Origin of the sequence: Streptomyces hoynatensis, from assembly GCF_003626535.1 — a bacterium.
Lineage (GTDB): Bacteria > Actinomycetota > Actinomycetes > Streptomycetales > Streptomycetaceae > Streptomyces > Streptomyces hoynatensis.
Window position 1 is genome coordinate 146,662 of the sequence record NZ_RBAL01000007.1, and the last position, 18,420, is coordinate 165,081.

Annotated in this window: 15 protein-coding genes; 8 read left to right on the top strand and 7 right to left on the bottom strand. The window is 75.5% G+C overall.

Annotated elements, in window-relative coordinates:
- Positions 1–335 precede the first annotated feature (335 nt).
- Positions 336–959 carry a pyridoxamine 5'-phosphate oxidase gene (pdxH, locus tag D7294_RS14520; RefSeq protein ID WP_120679583.1) on the bottom strand — a complete coding sequence of 208 codons (624 nt, stop codon included), beginning with the start codon at positions 957–959 and terminating at the stop codon, positions 336–338.
- Between the two features lie 345 nt (positions 960–1,304).
- Here pdxH and D7294_RS14525 point away from each other — a divergent pair, with 345 nt between their 5' ends.
- Together D7294_RS14525 and D7294_RS14530 are read left to right on the top strand one after the other, a co-directional pair.
- The gene (locus tag D7294_RS14525; RefSeq protein WP_120679585.1) at positions 1,305–2,417 is read left to right on the top strand and encodes a citrate synthase 2; all 1,113 of its coding nucleotides are present in this window, start codon (positions 1,305–1,307) and stop codon (positions 2,415–2,417) included.
- 2 nt (positions 2,418–2,419) lie between these two features.
- A complete protein-coding gene (locus D7294_RS14530) occupies positions 2,420–3,391 on the top strand; it encodes a PhzF family phenazine biosynthesis protein (RefSeq protein WP_158674626.1) in 972 nt (323 codons plus the stop codon).
- A gap of 146 nt (positions 3,392–3,537) precedes the next feature.
- On the opposite strand, the gene D7294_RS14535 is transcribed toward D7294_RS14530, so the two are convergent.
- Together D7294_RS14535 and D7294_RS14540 are read right to left on the bottom strand one after the other, a co-directional pair.
- On the bottom strand, positions 3,538–3,972 hold the full coding sequence (locus tag D7294_RS14535; RefSeq protein WP_120679589.1) for a DnaJ family domain-containing protein: 435 nt from the start codon (positions 3,970–3,972) through the stop codon (positions 3,538–3,540).
- A gap of 150 nt (positions 3,973–4,122) precedes the next feature.
- Positions 4,123–4,881, bottom strand: a complete 759-nt coding sequence (locus D7294_RS14540; RefSeq protein ID WP_120679590.1) for a putative protein N(5)-glutamine methyltransferase — start codon at positions 4,879–4,881, stop codon at positions 4,123–4,125.
- A gap of 345 nt (positions 4,882–5,226) precedes the next feature.
- On the opposite strand from D7294_RS14540, the gene D7294_RS14545 reads away from it, so the two are divergent.
- Both D7294_RS14545 and D7294_RS14550 read left to right on the top strand, forming a co-directional pair.
- Positions 5,227–5,877: an ArsR/SmtB family transcription factor gene (locus tag D7294_RS14545; RefSeq protein WP_120679592.1), complete on the top strand. Its 651-nt coding sequence runs from the start codon at positions 5,227–5,229 to the stop codon at positions 5,875–5,877.
- A gap of 16 nt (positions 5,878–5,893) precedes the next feature.
- Entirely contained in the window at positions 5,894–7,270 is a 1,377-nt protein-coding gene (locus tag D7294_RS14550) for an MFS transporter (RefSeq protein ID WP_422070697.1), read from the top strand.
- A gap of 85 nt (positions 7,271–7,355) precedes the next feature.
- Here D7294_RS14550 and D7294_RS14555 read toward each other — a convergent pair whose 3' ends face one another.
- Positions 7,356–8,234, bottom strand: a complete 879-nt coding sequence (locus tag D7294_RS14555) for an NAD-dependent epimerase/dehydratase family protein (RefSeq protein WP_120679971.1) — start codon at positions 8,232–8,234, stop codon at positions 7,356–7,358.
- A gap of 443 nt (positions 8,235–8,677) precedes the next feature.
- On the opposite strand from D7294_RS14555, the gene D7294_RS14560 reads away from it, so the two are divergent.
- From D7294_RS14560 to D7294_RS14570, 3 genes are all read left to right on the top strand, one after another.
- Positions 8,678–9,565, top strand: coding sequence for a hypothetical protein (locus D7294_RS14560; protein ID WP_120679594.1), 888 nt, complete (start codon positions 8,678–8,680; stop codon positions 9,563–9,565).
- A gap of 178 nt (positions 9,566–9,743) precedes the next feature.
- Positions 9,744–10,433: a flavin reductase family protein gene (locus tag D7294_RS14565; RefSeq protein ID WP_206619508.1), complete on the top strand. Its 690-nt coding sequence runs from the start codon at positions 9,744–9,746 to the stop codon at positions 10,431–10,433.
- Between the two features lie 193 nt (positions 10,434–10,626).
- On the top strand, positions 10,627–10,797 hold the full coding sequence (locus tag D7294_RS14570; protein WP_120679597.1) for a hydrophobic protein: 171 nt from the start codon (positions 10,627–10,629) through the stop codon (positions 10,795–10,797).
- Between the two features lie 145 nt (positions 10,798–10,942).
- On the opposite strand, the gene D7294_RS14575 is transcribed toward D7294_RS14570, so the two are convergent.
- The 3 genes from D7294_RS14575 to D7294_RS14585 all read right to left on the bottom strand — a co-directional run bounded on the left by D7294_RS14575 (position 10,943) and on the right by D7294_RS14585 (position 16,810).
- Positions 10,943–12,490 (bottom strand): sodium:solute symporter family protein, encoded by a 1,548-nt coding sequence (locus D7294_RS14575; RefSeq protein ID WP_120679599.1) that lies wholly within the window; start codon positions 12,488–12,490, stop codon positions 10,943–10,945.
- Between the two features lie 77 nt (positions 12,491–12,567).
- Positions 12,568–13,827, bottom strand: coding sequence for a glucarate dehydratase family protein (locus tag D7294_RS14580; protein ID WP_120679601.1), 1,260 nt, complete (start codon positions 13,825–13,827; stop codon positions 12,568–12,570).
- A 262-nt stretch (positions 13,828–14,089) separates the two neighbouring features.
- Positions 14,090–16,810 (bottom strand): FAD-binding and (Fe-S)-binding domain-containing protein, encoded by a 2,721-nt coding sequence (locus D7294_RS14585; protein WP_241562385.1) that lies wholly within the window; start codon positions 16,808–16,810, stop codon positions 14,090–14,092.
- Between the two features lie 443 nt (positions 16,811–17,253).
- On the opposite strand from D7294_RS14585, the gene serC reads away from it, so the two are divergent.
- On the top strand, positions 17,254–18,381 hold the full coding sequence (serC, locus tag D7294_RS14590) for a phosphoserine transaminase (RefSeq protein WP_120679605.1): 1,128 nt from the start codon (positions 17,254–17,256) through the stop codon (positions 18,379–18,381).
- Positions 18,382–18,420 lie beyond the last annotated feature (39 nt).

Genomic DNA, 18,420 nt, shown 5'->3' on the forward strand with positions numbered 1-18,420 from the left:
CCAAGGTCCCACGACACGTGGAGCCGGCGCCGCCGGCCAATCCCAAGCAGTCACCCGATCCGCGGGCCGCCGGTGTCGTCCGGCCGGCTCCCCCGGGGCGCAGCCCGCGCCCCAGGGGACCAAGGCCCGCGGATCGCTGCTTTTCCCGGAGCTTTTCCCCGGGCACCGAAAGTTTTTCCGAGATACTTTCGGATCTTCCCGGTTTTCTTTCAGTTCTTTTCGGCGACCGTTCCGGAAACCGCCCCGAGGGTGCCGGTGGGACGCGGGGCCGGGCCGCCGGGGACGAGCGGGCCGGCCCGGCCGGACCGAGCCGCCCCGGGCGGGGGCGGAGCCGCTCAGGGACAGAGCCGCTCGACCGCCCAGCCCGCCCCCTCCCGCACGTACCGCAGCCGGTCGTGCAGCCGGTTCTCCCGGCCCTGCCAGAACTCGACCGTCTCCGGCACCACCCGGTACCCGCCCCACTGCGGCGGCGCCGGAACGTCCACGCCCTCCGGATAGCGCTCGGCGAGCGCCGCGTACATGCGGTCGAGCTCGTCCCGTGAGGCGACCTTGGAGGACTGCTCGCTCGCCCAGGCGCCCAGCTGCGAGCCGTGCGGCCTCGTCCTGAAGTACGCCACCGACTCGTCCCTGCCGGTGCGCTCCGCGGTGCCGGTCACGATCACCTGGCGGGCGATGCCGTGCCAGGGGAAGAGCAGCGCGACCCGCGGGTTGGCCTCGATCTCCCGTCCCTTGCGCGAGCCGTAGTTGGTGAAGAAGACGAAGCCGCGCCGGTCGAACTGCTTCATCAGGACGGTCCGCGAGCTGGGGCGGCCCGCGCCGTCCGCCGTGGACAGGACCATGGCGTTCGGCTCGTGCAGGCCGCTCTCCGCCACCTGCGCGAACCAGCGCGAGAACTGCTCGAAGGGGTCGGCCGCGAGCTGCTTCTCGTCCAGCCCGTCCGCGCGGTACCGCGCACGCATCGGGGCCGGGTCGAGGGTGCCGCCGGGTGGGCCGCCGGAAGAACCGCAGGAACGGCCGGAAGAACCGCTGGACCCTGCGTCGGAAGGCGCGTCGGGGGAACTGCCGCGGGGACTGTCGAAGGCGCGTGCATCGCTGTCGGCGTGGGACACGCGCCATATCTTGCAACACTCCGCCGACACCGGCGGTCCGGGCGCGGTTTTGTCCCGCGCTCTGTGGCCGCCCGACACCCGGAGTTAAGGTGACCGCCAGACTCACCGCCTGAACAGGGGCGTTGTCCGCCGGCCGCCTCGCGCCGCCCCGCGCGCCGTCCGCCCACCGCCCCGCACGTACCGAGGAGCCGCCCGATGTCCGAGTTCGTCCCGGGACTCGAAGGAGTCGTCGCCTTCCACACGGAGATCGCCGAGCCCGACCGGGAGGGGAGCGCGCTCAGATACCGGGGGCTCGACATCGAGGACCTGGCCGGGCACGTCTCCTTCGGCGACGTGTGGGGCCTGCTCGTCGACGGCGCGTTCCGGCCGGGGCTGCCGCCGGCCGAGCCCTTCCCCATCCCGGTCAGGAGCGGCGACGTCCGGGTGGACGTGCAGGCCGCGCTCGCCATGCTGGCGCCCGTGTGGGGCCTCAAACCGCTGCTCGACATCGACGCGGACCAGGCCAGGGACGACCTCGCCCGGGCCGCCGTGCTCGCCCTCAGCTTCGTCGCCCAGTCCGCCCGCGGCGCGGGCAAACCCATGGTGCCGCAGCGGGAGATCGACAAGGCGCACAGCGTCACCGAGCGCTTCCTGCGCCGCTGGCGCGGCGAGCCCGACCCGCGGCACGTGGCCGCGCTCGACGCCTACTGGATCACCGCGGCCGAGCACGGCATGAACGCCTCCACCTTCACCGCCAGGGTCATCGCCTCCACCGGCGCCGACGTCGCCGCCGCCCTCTCCGGCGCGGTCGGCGCCATGTCGGGCCCGCTGCACGGCGGCGCGCCGGCCCGGGTGCTCGGCATGGTCGAGGAGGTCGAGCGCACCGGGGACGCCGCGCGGTACGTCCGGCACAAACTCGACGCGGGCGAGCGGCTGATGGGCTTCGGGCACCGGGTCTACCGGGCCGAGGACCCGCGGGCCCGCGTGCTGCGGCGCACGGCCCGCGAGCTGAACGCGCCACGCTACGAGGTGGCCGCCGCACTGGAGCGCGCGGCACTCGCCGAGCTGGCCGAACGCCGCCCCGACCGGGTGCTCGCCACCAACGTCGAGTTCTGGGCCGCGATCGTCCTCGACTTCGCCGAGGTGCCCGCGCCCATGTTCACCGCCATGTTCACCTGCGCCCGCACCGCAGGCTGGTCGGCGCACATCCTGGAGCAGAAGCGCACCGGCCGCCTCATCCGCCCGAGCGCGGCCTACGTGGGCCCCCCGGCGCGCGACCCAGCCGAGGTGACGGGCTACCCGGTCGGCGAGGACGCGGGGAGCCGATGACCATGACCGGACCCCACCTCCCGGGCGCGGGCTTCCCCGAGCCGCGGCCCGCCCACTCGCCCCGCGAGTTCGTGCTCGCCGACGTCTTCACCGACCGCCTCTTCGGCGGCAACCAGCTCGCGGTCTTCCCCGACGCGCGCGGCCTGTCCGAGGCGGCGATGCAGGAACTCACGCGGGAGTTCAACTTCTCGGAGACCACCTTCGTCCTGCCGCCGGAGGACCCCGCGCACACCTGCCGGCTGCGCATCTTCACCCCGGCCGGGGAGCTTCCCTTCGCCGGCCACCCCACCGTCGGCACGGCCGCCGTGCTCGCGGCCCGCGGCGCCGACGCGGGCACCGGACGGCTGGTGTTCGAGGAGGGCATCGGGCCAATCGAGGTCGAGGTGAGCCTCCGGGACCGGACCGGCGGGGAGGGGGACGCGGCGCGGCGGGTGTTCAGCCGCTTCACGGTGACCGCGCCGCTGGAGCGCGCCGAGCCCGCCCCGGAGCCGGGGGCCGTGGCGGCGGCGCTCTCCCTCGCCCCCGAGGACCTCGTCGCCTGCTGGTACGCCGGGATCGGCGTGCACTTCTGCTACGTGCGGCTGAGCGACCGGGCGACCGTGGACCGCGCCGTCCTGGACCGGGCCGCCTGGGCGGGGGCGAGCACCGGCCGGGCGCCCGGCCTGTACGTCTTCGCCGGCGATTTCCGCGCCGGCGGCCACCTGTACGCCCGCTCCTTCGTGCCCTCACTCGACGCCGGCGAGGACCCGGCCACCGGCTCCGCCTGCGCGGGTCTCGTGGCCTCGCTGGCCACCTCGGCCCCCGGCGAGGGCGAGGTCACGCACGCCCTGCGCGTGGAGCAGGGCGTCCTGATGGGCCGCCCCAGCCTCATCGAGGCCACCGCCCGCACCCGCGGGGGCCGCCTGGAGTCGGTCTCGATCGGCGGCGCGACGGTCCTCGCGGGCGGCGGCACGATCGAGGTGCCCGTGCCCTGAGGGGCCCTGGCCGGGCGGGCCCGGTGCTCGATGCTTTGCGTTGCGCCGGGCTCTTCGCGGCCCGCGCCCCCGCACCCCACCCGGGGAGAGGCCGTCCCTGGCGCGGCGGGGTGCCGCGGGAGTGCTGGTACGGCGGGGTGCCGCGGCTAGCGGGCGGTGTCCGGGGACGCGCTGCCCTCGCGCGGCTCCCGGCCCGCGCGCCAGTCGGCGACCACGCGCTCGGGGTCGAAGGGCACGAGGTTGAGCGGCGGCCCCTCGGGTGGCCGCCGGAGGGCGGCGCGGATCTTCTCGTTGATCTCGGCGACCATCCGGCGCACCTCGGCCTCGGAACGGGCCACCGCCGCGGCGGCCAGCACGTCCTCGGCCTCCTTGCGCAGCGCGAGCGTCGGCGGCAGGAAGGACACGCCCTCCTGGTGCAGCTTGCGCTTGACCCACCACAGCTCGTCGTAGGGCTCGCCCCCGCCCTCCAGGGGCTTGCCCGCGCCGGGTAGGTCGCGGAACTCGCCGCGTTCCTCCGCCTCACGGATCTGCTTGTCGATCCACGATTCGAAGCCGATGCCCGGAGGCTTGCGTTCGGTCATGGTTCGCCATGGTACGGAAGCCCTGGCCGGGCGGGGCCGGTGCTCGATGCTTTCCGTTGTGCCGGGCTTTTTGCGGCCCATGCCCCGCACCCCACCCGGGGAGAGGCCGTCCCTGGCGCGGCGGGGTGCCGGGGCCGGGGTGGGCCGGGGTCAGGGGGTGGTGGCGGTCAGGGCGGTGGCCTCGTCCGAGGTCGTGTGGTGGGGGCGGAGGCCGGCCGCGGCCAGGGCCGCCTCGGCCGCCGGGAGCTGGCGTTTTGTCGTCTCGACGAGCAGGTGCCCGCCGGGCGCCAGCCATTCCGCGGCACCGGCGGCCACCCGGCGCAGCACGTCCAGGCCGTCCTCCCCGCCGTCGAGCGCGGCGTGGGGCTCGTGCTCCCGCGCCTCCGGGGGCAGCAACGCGATCTGGGACGTGGGCACGTAGGGGACGTTGGCGAGCAGCACGCCGATCCGCCCGCGCAGGGCGCCGGGCAGCGCGGCGTACAGGTCTCCCTGGTGCACCTCGCCCCCGGCCGGCGCCAGGTTGCGCCGCGCGCAGCGCACCGCGGCCGGGTCGATGTCGGCGGCGTGCAGCGCGGCGGCCGGCCGCCCCGCCCGCCGCAGGAGCGTGTGCAGGGCCAGCCCCAGGGCCCCCGTGCCGCAGCACAGGTCGGCCACGACCGCCCCCGGCGCGGCGAGGGCCGCCGCCCGGTGGACCAGGAACTCGGTGCGGCGCCGCGGCACGAACACGCCCGGCTCCACGGCGATGCGCAGTCCGCAGAACTCGGCCCAGCCGACGACCTGTTCGAGCGGCTCGCCGAGGGCCCTGCGCCGGACCAGGGCGGCCAGTTCGCCGGGCGCCGCCGCGTCGAGCAGCAGCCGTGCCTCCTCCTCGGCGAAGACGCAGCCCGCGGCGCGCAGTTCGGCGGTCACCTCGGCGAGGCTCGGCGGGGGCCAGGCCGAAGAGGAGGAGGGCGAAGAAGGGGAAGCGGGGGAAGAAGAAGACAACTCGGGTCCTTTACGGCGACACGTACGGGCGCCCGCGGGTCCGCGCCCCGCCGCCGGTCACACCGGGCGGGCCGCGCGGCCGTACGGGGTGGGCACCCGGCCTGCGACTGCGGGAATGGGGGCTCACCTCCTCGGCTGGGACTCGGCTGAGACTCGGCTGGGGGCCGATACGGCCCGCCTCACCCTAGCCCACCGGCGCTCCGGCCGTTCCCCAAAGAAAGTTTGCAAAAACTCTTTGGGAAAGCCCTGGCCTCGCCCTATCCTCGCGGCATGGCGAACGAGGAACGGGTGCGCGTGCTCGACCCGGAGCGGGACGCCGCGGCCCTGAAGGCGCTCACCCACCCCCTGCGCAACCGGCTGCTGGGCCTGCTGCGGCTCGAAGGGCCGGCCACCGCGACCGAGTTGGCGCGGCGCACCGGCCAGTCCTCGGCCGCGACCAGCTACCACCTGCGGGTGCTGGCGCGGTACGGGTTCGTGGCCGAGGCCGCGCACCGGGACGGGCGGGAGCGGCGCTGGCGTTCGGTGCACGACGTCACCTCCTGGAACAACGCCGCGATGTCCGCCACGCCGGACAGCCGCGCCTTCCTCAGCGCGACGCGCCGGCAGCAACTCGACGAACTCGCCCGCCTCCAGGCCCGGTACGAGGAGGACGTCGCGGCGGGGCGGCTGGCACCGGAGTGGCTTGAGGTCTCGGGCATCAGCGACCTGTTCCTGCGCCTGACCCCGGAGTCGCTCGCCGAGCTGTGGCGGACGTTCCACGACAAGCGCAGGGAGCTGGCCGCGCGGGACGCGGACGATCCGCGGGCCAGGACGGTCGTCGTCCTCCGCGCCGCGCTCCCCCTGACCCCGCGGGGCGAGGAGGCGCAGGAGGAGACGGGGGCGGGCGGGGCCGGGGCCTGCGCCGCAGGAGAGGGCGAGTGAACAAGGTGAACGCCCGGTGAACCCGGTGAACTCCGGGCACCCGGCGCCCGCGGCGAAGGCCGGGAGCGCGGCGAACCCGGCGCGCGCGGGGATCGGCCCGGGGGCCGCGGCCGGGCGGTTCGCCGCGGTCAGCTTCCTCTTCTGGCTGCAGCCCGGCCTGTGCCTGGCCTGCGAGGTGCTGCTGATGACCGAGCGCGGGCTGAGCGTGGCCGTGATCTCGGGCCTGATCGCGGTGTACTCCCTCACCGTCGCGGGGCTCGAACTGCCCACCGGTGGCCTGTCCGACGTGCTCGCCCGCAGGACCGTGCTCGCCGCCTCCGGGCTGGTCGGCGCCGCCTCCCTGCTGCTGTTCGCCCTCGGCACCGCGCCCTGGGAGCTGGCCGTGGCCATGGTGCTGATGGGCGCCGCCAGGGCGCTGTCCAGCGGGCCGGCCGAGGCCTGGTACGTCGACGCGGCGCGGGCGGCCGGCGGGACCGAGGCCGAGCTGCGGCGCGGGCTGGCCGGCGGGGCCACCGCCTCCTCCCTCGCGCTCGCCCTCGGCACGCTGCTCGGCGGCGGGCTGCCCTGGCTGCTCGGCCGCGGCCGGGACCCGGGGGCGTGGCTGCGTGCGGCCACCGGGGGCCTGGTGCTTCCCCTGTCGGTCCCGGTGCTGCTCGCCGCGGCGGTGGCGCTGGCCTTCGTGGCCTACGTGCTGGTCGCGCTGCCCGAGCCGCCGCGGCCGAGGACGACCGTGCGCCGGGTGCTGCGCGGCGTGCCCGCGGCCGTGCTCGGGGGGCTGCGCCTGGGGGCGCGCGACGCGCTGCTGCGGCGCGTGCTGCTGAGCAGCGGCTCGGTGGGCGCGGCGCTGATCACCGTGGAACTGCTCACGCCGGGGCGCGCGGAGGACCTGACCGGCGCGCCGGAATCGGCCGCGCTGCTGTTCGCCGCGCTGGCCTGCGGGGGCTACCTCTGCACGGCGCTCGGCAGCCACGGGGCGCCGTGGACGGCGCGGCTGGCCGGCGGCGGGGAGCGGGCGGTGTGCCTCAGCCTGGCGGTCGGCACGGCAGGGCTCCTGCTGCTCGGCGCGACCGCCGCCGCCCAGGGCCCCGTGGCGCTCGCCCTGGCGGGCACGGGCTACGGACTCGTCTACCTGGGTCTCGGCGCGGCGGGCCCGAACCGGAGCGAGTTGCTGCACCGGCGCGTGGATTCCGCGGGCCGGGCCACCGCGCTGTCCGTGCAGTCCCTCGCCCTGCAGGGCGTCGGCGCGGTGGCGGGCATGGCCGCGGGCGCGCTGCCCGCCGGCCCGCTGCCGTGGCTGCCGGGCGGCCTCCTCCTGCTGGGCGGCACGCTGCTGTGGGCGCGCCCCGCCGGGCGGCCCGCCCCCGAGCCGCCCCGCACCCCGGCCGCCGCCTGAGGCCGGCGGCCGGGCGGGCGGCGCGCCGGGCGGGCGCAGCGGCGGGCGGGCGAAACCGGGGGCGCGGGCAGGCGGGCGGGCGCCCTCAGACGACCTGGCTGCCGAACCCCGTGCGCCAGCTGGGGCGTGCGGGTTCCCAGCCGCGGGAACGGGCCAGCGCGTTGCTGGCGCCGCGGGCCCAGCCCGGGCGTTCGGCCGAGAGGTCGGGCTCGGGGCAGGGCACACACAGCGCCCGCGCCAGCTCGGGCAGCCATTCGTGGGCGGGGGCCGGCTCGTCGTCCACGATGTTCACCGGGCCCGCCGGCCAGTCCAGGGCGGCCAGGGCGGCGCTCGCCGCGTCCGCGACGTGCAGGAAGGAGCTGACCGAGGAGTCGGCCTCGACGCTGCCGAGGAAACGCGCCTCCTTGTCCCCGGCGAGCGCCGCCGCGACCGGCCCGCCCGGCGCGTACCAGGTGCCGGGGCCGTACAGGATGCCGTAGCGCAGCACCACGGCCTGCGGCAGCTCGGCGGCGGCCTCCTCCATGGCGCGCACGCCGCCCACCATGTGGGCCCGCGGCTCGGGCGCCTGGGTGTCCAGCCGCTCCGACTCGTCGGCCGGGCCCTCGCCCGGCGCGTACGCCCAGCTGATGGACTGCACGACGATCCGCTCGACGCCGGCGGGCTTCGCCGCCTCCACCAGGTTGCGGGTGCCCTCGCGGCGCAGGACGCCGTTGGCCCGCCCGTCGGCGGCGGCCAGGTCGGTGAGCTGGTGCACGATGACGTCGGGCGCCGCGGCGGCGACGGCCCGCCGCAGGTCGTCGGCGTCCAGCACATCCACCCTGACGCCGGTGGCCCCCTGGGCGCGCAGGCGCTCGACGCCGTTCGGCGTCCGCGAGGTCCCGACGACGTCATGCCCGGCCCCGACCAGCAGCGGCACGAGCGCCCGTCCCACCGCGCCCGTGCCCCCGGCCAGAAAGACCCGCACGAAAAACACCCCATTCCATGTCGATGGCCGGTCAACGGCCGACCGGCGACTGCGCGGGCCGGCCCGCGCCGGCCCTGCCCGGCCCCGGTCGTTCCGCGGCGAACGGCGGGCATGCGTGCCATTCATGCCGTTCGCGCCGATGATCACGGCTCTCAGGCACCCTAACCCGCCACCGGCCCACCCGCCTGGTCCACTTCCGCCCCCTTCCGTTGGGCCATTCGGGCGAGGGCCGCCGCGCACCCTGGCCCGGGCCCGGCGGGCGGCCGGTCTCCCGCGTACGGCGCGGGCCGCCGGCCGGAATGCGCATTCCCCCGCCTTGCACAACCCTCCCCGAATCGCGCGGCGGACTTTTCGGACTTACCTTCGACATCACGTACGAGCGACAGGGGAAGAGCGTGCCCGACATCCTGGCTGCGGCGCCCGCAAAGGCGCTTCAATTTCGTTTGCTGACCGTTCTCGAGCACGAATCCGTGGACGACGTGTTCGGCGGCGCCAATGACGAGGTGTACCTGTCCGCAATCGGCGTGGATTCCGCCGCCGTGCGGCTCGGCGCCGACAAGAAGCCGGTCGTCGACATGATCAGGGCGCCGCAGATCGGCGACGTCACCGCGGACGAGGTCCGCGGGCCGTGGCGGCAGAACCCCTTCGTGCTCCTGGAGTACGACCTGCAGGAATTCGCCCCCTGGCCACGGACGTTCACCACCACGCTGCTCATCGTCGAACAGGACGACGGCCAGCTCGCCGAGGATTTCGAGAAACTGCACGCGGAGGTGGGCGGCAAGCTCAAGGGCGCCGTGGTGACCGCCGCCGACACGGCCGCGGGAGCCGCCGCCGGGGCCGCCGTGGGGTCCGCGATTCCCGGAATCGGCACGGCGGTCGGCGCCGCCGCCGGGGCGCTCGCGGGCGCCGCCTACGACGGAATCGTCAAGGCGATCGACGAGCTTTTCAAGGACACCATTTTCACGCCCGTTCCCCTCACCCTCGACATCACCGACCCCGCGCAGCTCGCCCAGCAGGCGCAGGCGGACACCGAGAAGGTGGTCGACGTGCGTGAGCACGGCGCCCACTACGGCATCCACTACGACTGGCACCTGGTCCCGCGGACGGTCCCCGCCACCCCGCCGGCGACGCCACCCGCGGGCGGCGCGGCCCCCGCCCCCGCCGAGCCCGGGGAAGGGGAGCCCGACCGCGGCGATCGCGGGGGCCGCGGCAGACGTGACGGCCGTGACGGACGAGGCGGGCGCGACGGCCGAGGCGGCCGAGGCGGCCACGACGGAGGCGGGCGGCACGGCCGCCACGACGGGAACGGCCATCGCGGAGGCCATCGCTGAGGACCGGCGCGACCGCCACGGACCGGCCGCGCCCCGGCACGGCGGCACCAACGGCGGCACCAGCGGAAGCGCCACACCCCCGGCCCGCCCCGCGCCCGTGGGGCGGGAGGGGCCGGTGGGGAACGAGGTGTCCGAAAGGCGCCAGCGGGTGGGGGCGGCCCGGCCCAGACTCGGCGGGGTGACGACCACAGAAGCCCCGCACACGCACACCGTCATCGACCCGGCGATCCTCTACTTCGGCACCCCCGTGGTGCTGGTCTCGACGCTCAACGAGGACGGCTCGCCCAATCTCGCGCCCATGTCCTCCGTCTTCTGGCTGGGCCACGACGCCATGCTCGGCCTCGGCTCCCGCGCGCAGACCACGCGCAATCTGCTGGCCACCCGGGAGTGCGTGCTCAACCTGCCCTCGGACGCGCTCGCCCCCGCCGTCGACCGCCTCGCCCTGACCACCGGCTCCTCCCCGGTGCCGCCCGTCCTGCTCAGGCGTGGCTACCGGCACGAGCGGGACAAGTTCGGCATCTCCGGGCTCACCCCGCTCCCCGCGCAGACCGTGGCGGCGCCGCGGGTGGCCGAGTGCCCGGTGAACCTGGAGGCCACCCTGACCGCCTCGTACCCCATGGGCGACGGGGGCGTGCTGGCCCACGAGGTGCGGGTGCGCCGCATCCACGTGCACGAGTCGATCCGGCTCGCGGGCACGCGTGACCGCATCGACCCGGACGCCTGGCGCCCCCTCATCATGAGCTTCCAGCAGTTCTACGGGCTCGGCCCACGCGTGCACCCCTCCACCCTCGCCCGGATTCCCGAGCACCTGTACCGCGGCGCCCCGCAATCCCCCGAGGCGCGCCCCGGCGCGGTGGCGGAGGCGTAGCCGGGGACGGGAGCGGGGACGGCGGCGGGACGGGAGCGGAGAGGCGGGAGGGGAGCGGGGACGGGGCGGGTTCGGGGCGGCTGAGGGGCCGTCAGGCGGAGGCGCCGGGGCGGCGGGGGGTTTCCGCCCGCCGCCGGGGGGTTACCCGGTCGCGCACGCTGTTCCTTCGTTCTCTCCGTTGGAGGTGCCGGCCGTGGCCGCGCTGCTTCTCGTACTGCTCCTGGCCGTCGTGCTGTTCGGCGTGGGCTTCGCCCTGAAGGTCCTGTGGTGGTTCGCGCTGGCGGTGCTGATCGTCTGGCTGATCGGCTTCCTGGCCAGGACCACGTCCGCCTCGGGCCGCAGGTCGCGCTGGTATCGCTGGTGAGGCGTCCCACGGCGCCCCGCGTCCGCGGTGACGGGCGGACGCGGGGCGCCGTGGCGCACCGCGCCGAGGCCGCCCCCGGCGCAAGGGGAGGCATGCGCCGGGGGCGGCGAAGGGGGGACGCTCGCCCGGGGGTTCCCGGGGCCGCTCAGGGAGAGGCCAACTCCGCGTCCTGGCCGGCCCCGACGGGCGGCGGCGTGGACCCGGCGGCAGCGCCGCCAGCCCCCGGCTCCGGGTCGGTCTCCAGGGAGTCGATGAGGGCGTTCTTGTCCTCGCTCTCCTCGGGCCTGAGCAGGCCGACCAGCAGGTAGAGCAGCAGCGAGGTGAGCAGCGGGAGGCCGACGATCTGGGCCTGGGTGGCGTCCTCCACGACGTAGCGGACCACGTACCAGACCGCGAGGCCGCCCGCCCAGGAGGTGATCGCCGCGGTCGGTCCCATGCGCCTGAACCAGGGCAGCAGGCCCAGCATCAGCGGGATGGAGATCGGCCCCATGGTGGCGGCGACGAGTTCCACGACGGTGTCGAGGACGAAGCCCTTGCCGCCCGTGGTGATCGCGATGGTCATGCTGACGGCCACGAACAGCACCGTGGTGACGCGGGCGAACACCAGCTGCCCGGCGTCGGTCAGCCGCCGCACCCGCGGCACCAGCACGGGGGCGATGTCGCGGGTGATGACCGCGGTGATGACGTTGGAGTCGGAGGCCACCATCGCCATCGTGTGCGAGAAGAACCCGGCGAGCATCAGCCCGATCAGGCCGGTGGGGAGCAGTTCCCTGGCCAGCTCGATGTAGGACTGCTCGCCGTCGGTGAGCCCGGGGACGATCAGCGGGGCCGCGACCATCGGCAGGAACAGGATCAGCGGCCACACCAGCCACAGGACGCTGGAGAGCAGCGCCGCGCGGCGGGCGTCGGAGCCGGAGGGCGAGGCCATGTAGCGCTGCGCCAGGTTCCACATGCCGCCGTTGTACTCGAACGTCTTCACCAGCAGGAACGCGAGGATCAGCCAGGTGGTGACCGAGCCGTTGACCGGGTCGCCGTGGCCGTCGGGCAGGTCGCCCCACATGGTGAAGGGGAAGTCGACGCCGAGTTCCGCGGACACCGCGATGAGCATCGCCACGCCGGCCACCGCCTGGATGACGAACTGCCCCATGTCGGTGAGGACGTCGGCCCACAGGCCGCCCACCGTCATGTACGCCATGGTGGCGACGCCGGTGAAGATGATGCCGACCTCAAGGGGGATGTCGGCGAAGCCCTGGAGCAGGACCGAGATGGCGACCCACTTGGCCGCGATGTCGACGACCTTGAGCGCGGCCCCGCTGTAGGCGAGGACCTGCTGGGTGGGGAGGTTGTAGCGCCTGGTCAGGTATTCGAGCGGGGACTTGACGTCGTGCTTGGCGCGCAGCCGGTTCCAGCGGGCGGCGAAGAGGAACGCGCCGGCGCCGACGCCGAGGCCGATGGTCAGCGGCCACCAGAAGTAGATGGTGATGCCGTCGTTGTAGGCGACAGCGGCGAACGCGACGAACATCACCGCGCTGTAGCCGGACATGTGGTGGGAGACCCCCGAGAGCCACCAGGGGATCTGGCCTCGGGCCGTGAAGAAGTCGGCAATGCTGTGGATACGGTTCTTCGACCACCAGCCGATGGCTACCACCACGAGGAAGTAGCCAACGACCACGATCCAGTCGGGCGCGGACATCGCGGCTCCTTATGGAGTTGGGGAAGAGTCGGCCGATCAGGGCGGGTACATGGGAGGAACCTGGGAGAACAGCGGGATCACCAGTGGGCTCGTTTGGGCGTGAAGTCGGGGTGGTGGCGGCGCATGTAGGCGGTGTCGTCGCGGCGGGTGAGGCCGCAGGCCAGGTACTGCTCGTGCATGCGGGCGAGGGCGTCCGGGTCGAGTTCGACGCCGAGCCCGGGCCCCTCGGGAACCGGCACCGCGCCGTCGACGAAGCGGAGCGCGCCGGGGGCGATCACGTCCTGGCCGTCCTGCCAGGGGGTGTGCGTGTCGCAGGCGTGGGTGAGGTTGGGCGTGGCCGCGGCGAGGTGGGTCATCGCGGCCAGGCTGATGCCGAGGTGGCTGTTGGAGTGCATGGAAAGCGGCAGCCCGAAGGTGTCGCACAGCGCCGCCACCTGGGAGGAGCGCAGCAGGCCGCCCCAGTAGTGGTGGTCGATGAGCAGGACCCCGATGGCGCGCCGGGCCAGCGCGGGCGGCAGGTGTGCGTGGGTGACGACGCACATGTTGGTGGCCAGCGGCATGGGCACGGCGGCGGCGACCTCGGCCATGGGCCCGATGTCGGGGGTGGGGTCCTCCAGGTACTCCAGGACGCCGTCGAGGGCCTTGCCGACGCGGACGGAGGTCGCGGTGGTCCAGGCGGCGTTGGGGTCGATGCGCAGCGGGAGGCCGGGGAAGGCGTCGCGCAGCGCGTGCACGGCCTCGATCTCCTGGTCGGGCGGCAGGACGCCGCCCTTCAGCTTGAGGGAGCCGAAGCCGTAGGTCTCGGTCATCCACCTGGCCTGCGCGACGATGCCCTCCGGGTCGAGGGCGGCGCCGAACCGGTCCTCGGGGGCGCCGGGGTGGCCCGCCCACTTGTAGAAGAGGTAGGCGCTGTAGGGGACGGCGTCGCGGACCGGGCCGCCGAGGAGGTCGGCCACCCGCAGTCCCGCGGCCTTGCCGCGGATGTCCAGGCAGGCCACCTCGAAGGGCGAGAAGACGGCGTCCACCGTCTTCTGGTTGCTGCCCGCGCCGGTGAGGCCGTGCTGGTCGACGAAGACGTCGGAGCCGATGCTCGCGGCGACGGCGGCGTACAGGACGTGGTGGGCGTGTGGTTCGAGGCCGATCAGGCGCTGGGCCGCGCCGCGCAGCCGCTCCAGGTGGGAGAGGTCCCCGTAGGACTCGCCGAGGCCGGTCAGCCCCTCGTCGGTGACGACCTCGACGACGGACCGCAGGGCCCAGGGTTCGTGTACGCCCATGGCGTTGAGCAGGGGCGGGTCCGGGAAGGCGACGGGGGTGACGCGGATCTCGGTTATGCGCATGGGCGGCCTAGCCATTCATATTCTTGAACAGCGGACATTCTCATGAACAGACCTCGCAACTGTAGGAGCGCGTCATAGGGCCGTCAAGGGTCCTCACCGCGCCGATGTTCGTTCAGCTGGCTGAACGCCGCTCGCCGCGGCGGCCACGCCCAAGCCCGCCGGGACACGCGCCCCGGCGGGCTTCAGGACCCTCTCCCGAACGGTCCGCCGGCGGCTGTCCCGGCGGCTGTCCGGCACGAGTCCCGGCGGCTGTCCCGGAGGGTTACCCGGCGGGCGGGAGCGCGGCGGCCAGGGCCTCCGCCAGGTGGTACGCCTCGTAGCCGCCGAGCTGCGCGAGCTGGGTGCGGCAGGAGTAGCCGTCGGCCAGCAGCAACGCCCCCTCGGGCGCCGAGCGCACCGCCGGCAGCAGGGCATCCTCCGCGCAGGCCACCGACACCTCCCAGTGGCCCCGCTCGAAGCCGAAGTCGCCCGCGAGGCCGCAGCAGCCGGCGGCCAGCTCCCCGGTCAGGCCCGCCCGCTCGCGCAGCCGCCGGTCGGCGGCGTCCCCCAGCACCGCGTGCTGATGGCAGTGGGTCTGCCCGGCCACCGGACGCCCGAGGCGCGGCGGCGCCCACCCCGGGGCGTACTCCTCCAGCGTCTCGGCGAACGTCCGTACCGCGCCCGCGAGTTCGGCCGCGCCCTCCGCCCCGGGCAGCAGGGCGGGCAGGTCGGCGCGCAGCGCCGCGGCGCAGGGCGGTTCGAGCACCGTGACCGGCAGCCCCGCCGCCAGGGCGGGCGCCAGCCGGCGCAGCGTGCGGCGCAGCTGCGCCCTGGCCAGGTCGAGTTGCCCGGTGCTGAGGTAGGTCAGCCCGCAGCACACCGGCCCCTCCGGCAGCCGCGGCCGCAGCCCCGCCGCCGCGAGCACCGCCGCGGCGGCGTGCCCGGCCCGCGGCGAGAGGTGGTTGGTGAAGGTGTCGGGAAAGAGCAGCACCGGGCGCCCGGGGCCCGGCGCGGGGCGAAAGCCGCGGGTGAACGGCTCCCGGGCCAGCGGCGGGATGGCGCGCCGCGGGTCGATGCCGCCCAGCCGCTTGGCCAGGGCCGCCAGCGGCGGCACCCGGGCCGCGGCGTTGGCCAGCGGAGCGGCCCGCAGCGCGGCGGCGGCCCGCAGCCACCGCGGCAGCCTGCCCATCGAGTAGTGCGCGGCCGGGCGGCGGCGCCCGGCGTAGTGGTGGTGCAGGAACTCGGCCTTGTAGGTGGCCATGTCCACCCCCACCGGGCAGTCGCTGCGGCACCCCTTGCAGGACAGGCACAGGTCCAGGGCCTCGCGCACCTCGGGCGAGCGCCAGCCCCCGGTCACCACCTCGCCCAGCAGCATCTCGTGCAGCAGCCTGGCCCGGCCCCTGGTCGAGTGCCGCTCCTCGCCCGTCGCCCGGAACGAGGGGCACATCACCAGGCCGCCCGCCGCCGTCTCCCGGCACTTGGCCACCCCGACGCAGCGCCGCACGGCCGCCGGGAACTCCCCGCCGTCCTGCGGGTAGGAGAAGGCGACCGGCACCGCCCCCGCGGGCGGCAGCCCGGTGAACCGCAGCTGTTCGTCCAGCCGCGCCGGCTCGGCCAGCACGCCCGGGTTCAGCCGCAGGTCCGGGTCCCACAGCCGCTTGAACCGCGCGAACAGGCCGACGAGTTCCTCCCCGTACATGCGCGGCAGCAGCTCCGCCCTGGCCATCCCGTCCCCGTGCTCACCGGAGAGCGAACCGCCGTGCGCCACCACCAGCGTGGCCAGCTCCTCGCCGAACTCCCGGAAGCGCGCGATGCCCCCGGGCGTCAGCAGGTCGAAGTCCACCCGCACGTGAATGCAGCCGTCCCCGAAGTGCCCGTACGGGGCGCCACGCAGCCCGTGGTCGCGCAACAGCCCCCGGAACTCCCGCAGATAGGCGCCGAGACGGGCCGGCGGCACCGCGCAGTCCTCCCAGCCTGGCCACGCCTCGCCGCCGCCCGGCAGCCTGGTGGCGGTGCCCGAGGCGTCCTCGCGCAGCCGCCACAGGAGGCGTTGCCCCGCCGGGTCGGTCACCACCTCGGCGCCGCTGGTCTCCGCGGCCGCCGCGCGGCACAGCTCCGCGGCCCGCGCCGCGGCCTCGGCCGCGTCGGCGCCGCCGACCTCGACGAACAGCCAGGCCGCGCCCGCGGGCAGGGCCGCCCGCGCCGCCTCGCCCACCAGGTCGGCCGCCATCCCCTCCACGGTGAGCGGCCCGTGCACCAGCAGCCCGGCCGCCGCGTCGGCCGCCGCCGCCTCGTCCGGGTAGCCGAGCACGGCCAGCACGCGGGCCCCGGGCGCCGCCACCAGCGAGACGGTGGCCTCGGTCAGCACCCCGAGCGTGCCCTCGCTGCCGGTGAAGGCCCGCGCCCAGTCCCGCCCCCGCTCGGGCAGCAACTCGTCCAGGGCGTAGCCGGAGATGCGGCGCGGCAGGTCGGGGTAGCCGGTGCGCAGCAGGGCGAGGTGCGCGTCCACCAGGCCGGCCGCCGCCCGGCGCAGCGCCCGCGGCACGCCCCCGCCGCCGCGGCCGAGCACCGCCGCCTCCCCGCGGTAGGTGAGGACGTCCAGGGACCGCACGCTGTCCGCGGTGGTGCCCCAGGCCACCGAGTGGGAGCCGCAGGAGTTGTTGCCGATCATGCCGCCCAGCGTGCAGCGGCTGTGCGTCGAGGGGTCGGGGCCGAAGGTCAGGCCGTGGGGCGCGGCGGCGGCCCGCAGCGCGTCACACACCACCCCCGGCTGCACCACGGCCGTGCCCGCCTCGGGATCGACCGCGAGCACCCGGTTCATGTGCCGGGTGAAGTCGAGGACCACCCCCCGGCCCGTGGCCTGGCCCGCGATGCTGGTGCCGCCGCCGCGCGGCACCACCTCGGTGCCGTGGGCGCGGCAGACGGCCAGGACGGCCGCCACGTCCTCCGCGTCGCGGGGGGCCACCACGCCCAGCGGCACCCGGCGGTAGTTGGAGGCGTCCATGGTGACCAGCGCCCGCGCCGTCGGGGAGAAGTCGACCTCGCCGCGCACCTCCTTGCGCAGCGCCGCGGCGAGCGCCGCCCGCGCCTCGCCCTCCCCGCCCGCCGCACCTTTCCCGCCCGCTGTGCCTTTCCCACCCACAGCCGCCGCATCTTTCCCACCCACAGCCGCCCTGCCTTTCCCGCCGTTCGTCACGTCCTTCGCACCCGAATGCCGTTCCATCTCCTCAGCGTGCACCCTGCGCGGGGCCCGGCGGGCGGCGGCTCCCCGGCCCGGCGCGGGCGATCCCCGCCGGCCCGGCGGCCCTCGGCCCTCCCGCGCGGAACGAGGGTCCACCCGGCCCGCCGCACCCCCGCCCCCGCCCCCGGCCGGGGCGCCCGGCGGGCCCGTTCCGCTCCCCGGTCCTGATGTGCGGGAGGGGCACCGGAGGGGCTACGCTCCGGCACGTGGCCGATATCCAGATTCCCGCTGACATCAAGCCCGCCGACGGCCGGTTCGGATCGGGCCCCTCCAAGGTGCGCACCGAGGCGCTCAGCGCCCTGGCGGCGACCGGAAGCTCCCTGCTCGGCACCTCCCACCGCCAGGCCCCGGTCAAGAACACCGTCGGCCGGGTCAGGGAGGGCATCCGCGCGCTGTTCTCGCTCACCGGGGACGCCGAGGACTACGAGGTGGTCCTGGGCAACGGCGGGACGACCGCGTTCTGGGACGTCGCGACGCACGGCCTGATCGAGGCCAAGTCGCAGCACCTGTCGTTCGGCGAGTTCTCCTCCAAGTTCGCCAAGGCCGCGAGCAAGGCCCCGTGGCTGGACGAGCCGACCATCGTCTCCGCCACGCCCGGCAGCCACCCGCAGCCGCGCGCCGAGCGCGGCGCGGACGCCTACGCGCTCACCCACAACGAGACCTCCACCGGCGTGGCGGCGCCGGTGCAGCGGGTCCAGGGCGCCGACGAGGGCTCCCTCGTGCTGGTGGACGCCACCTCGGGCGCCGGCGGCCTGCCGGTGGACATCACCCAGACCGACGTCTACTACTTCGCCCCGCAGAAGTCCTTCGCCTCGGACGGCGGCCTGTGGATCGGCGTCTTCTCCCCGGCCGCGCTCGCCAGGGCCGAGCGGATCGCCGCCTCCGGGCGCCACATCCCCGAGTTCTTCTCGCTGCCCACCGCGATCGACAACTCGCGCAAGAACCAGACGTACAACACCCCCGCCGTGGCCACCCTCTTCCTGCTGGCCGAGCAGCTGGAGTGGATCAACGGGCAGGGCGGCCTGTCCTGGGCGGTGGAGCGCACCGCGGACTCGGCCTCCCGGCTGTACACCTGGGCCGAGAAGTCGGAGTTCGCCACCCCCTTCGTCACCGACCCGGCGCAGCGCTCGCAGGTGGTCGGCACGATCGACTTCGCGGAGGGCGTGGACGCGGCGGCCGTGGCCAAGGTCCTGCGCGCCAACGGCATCGTGGACACCGAGCCGTACCGCAAGCTGGGCCGCAACCAGCTGCGGATCGCGATGTTCCCCTCGATCGACCCCGCGGACGTCGAGGCCCTGACCCGCTGCGTGGACTACGTGATCGAGCGGCTCTGAGGCGGCGCGGCGCCCCCGCCGCACGCAGGAACCCACGCC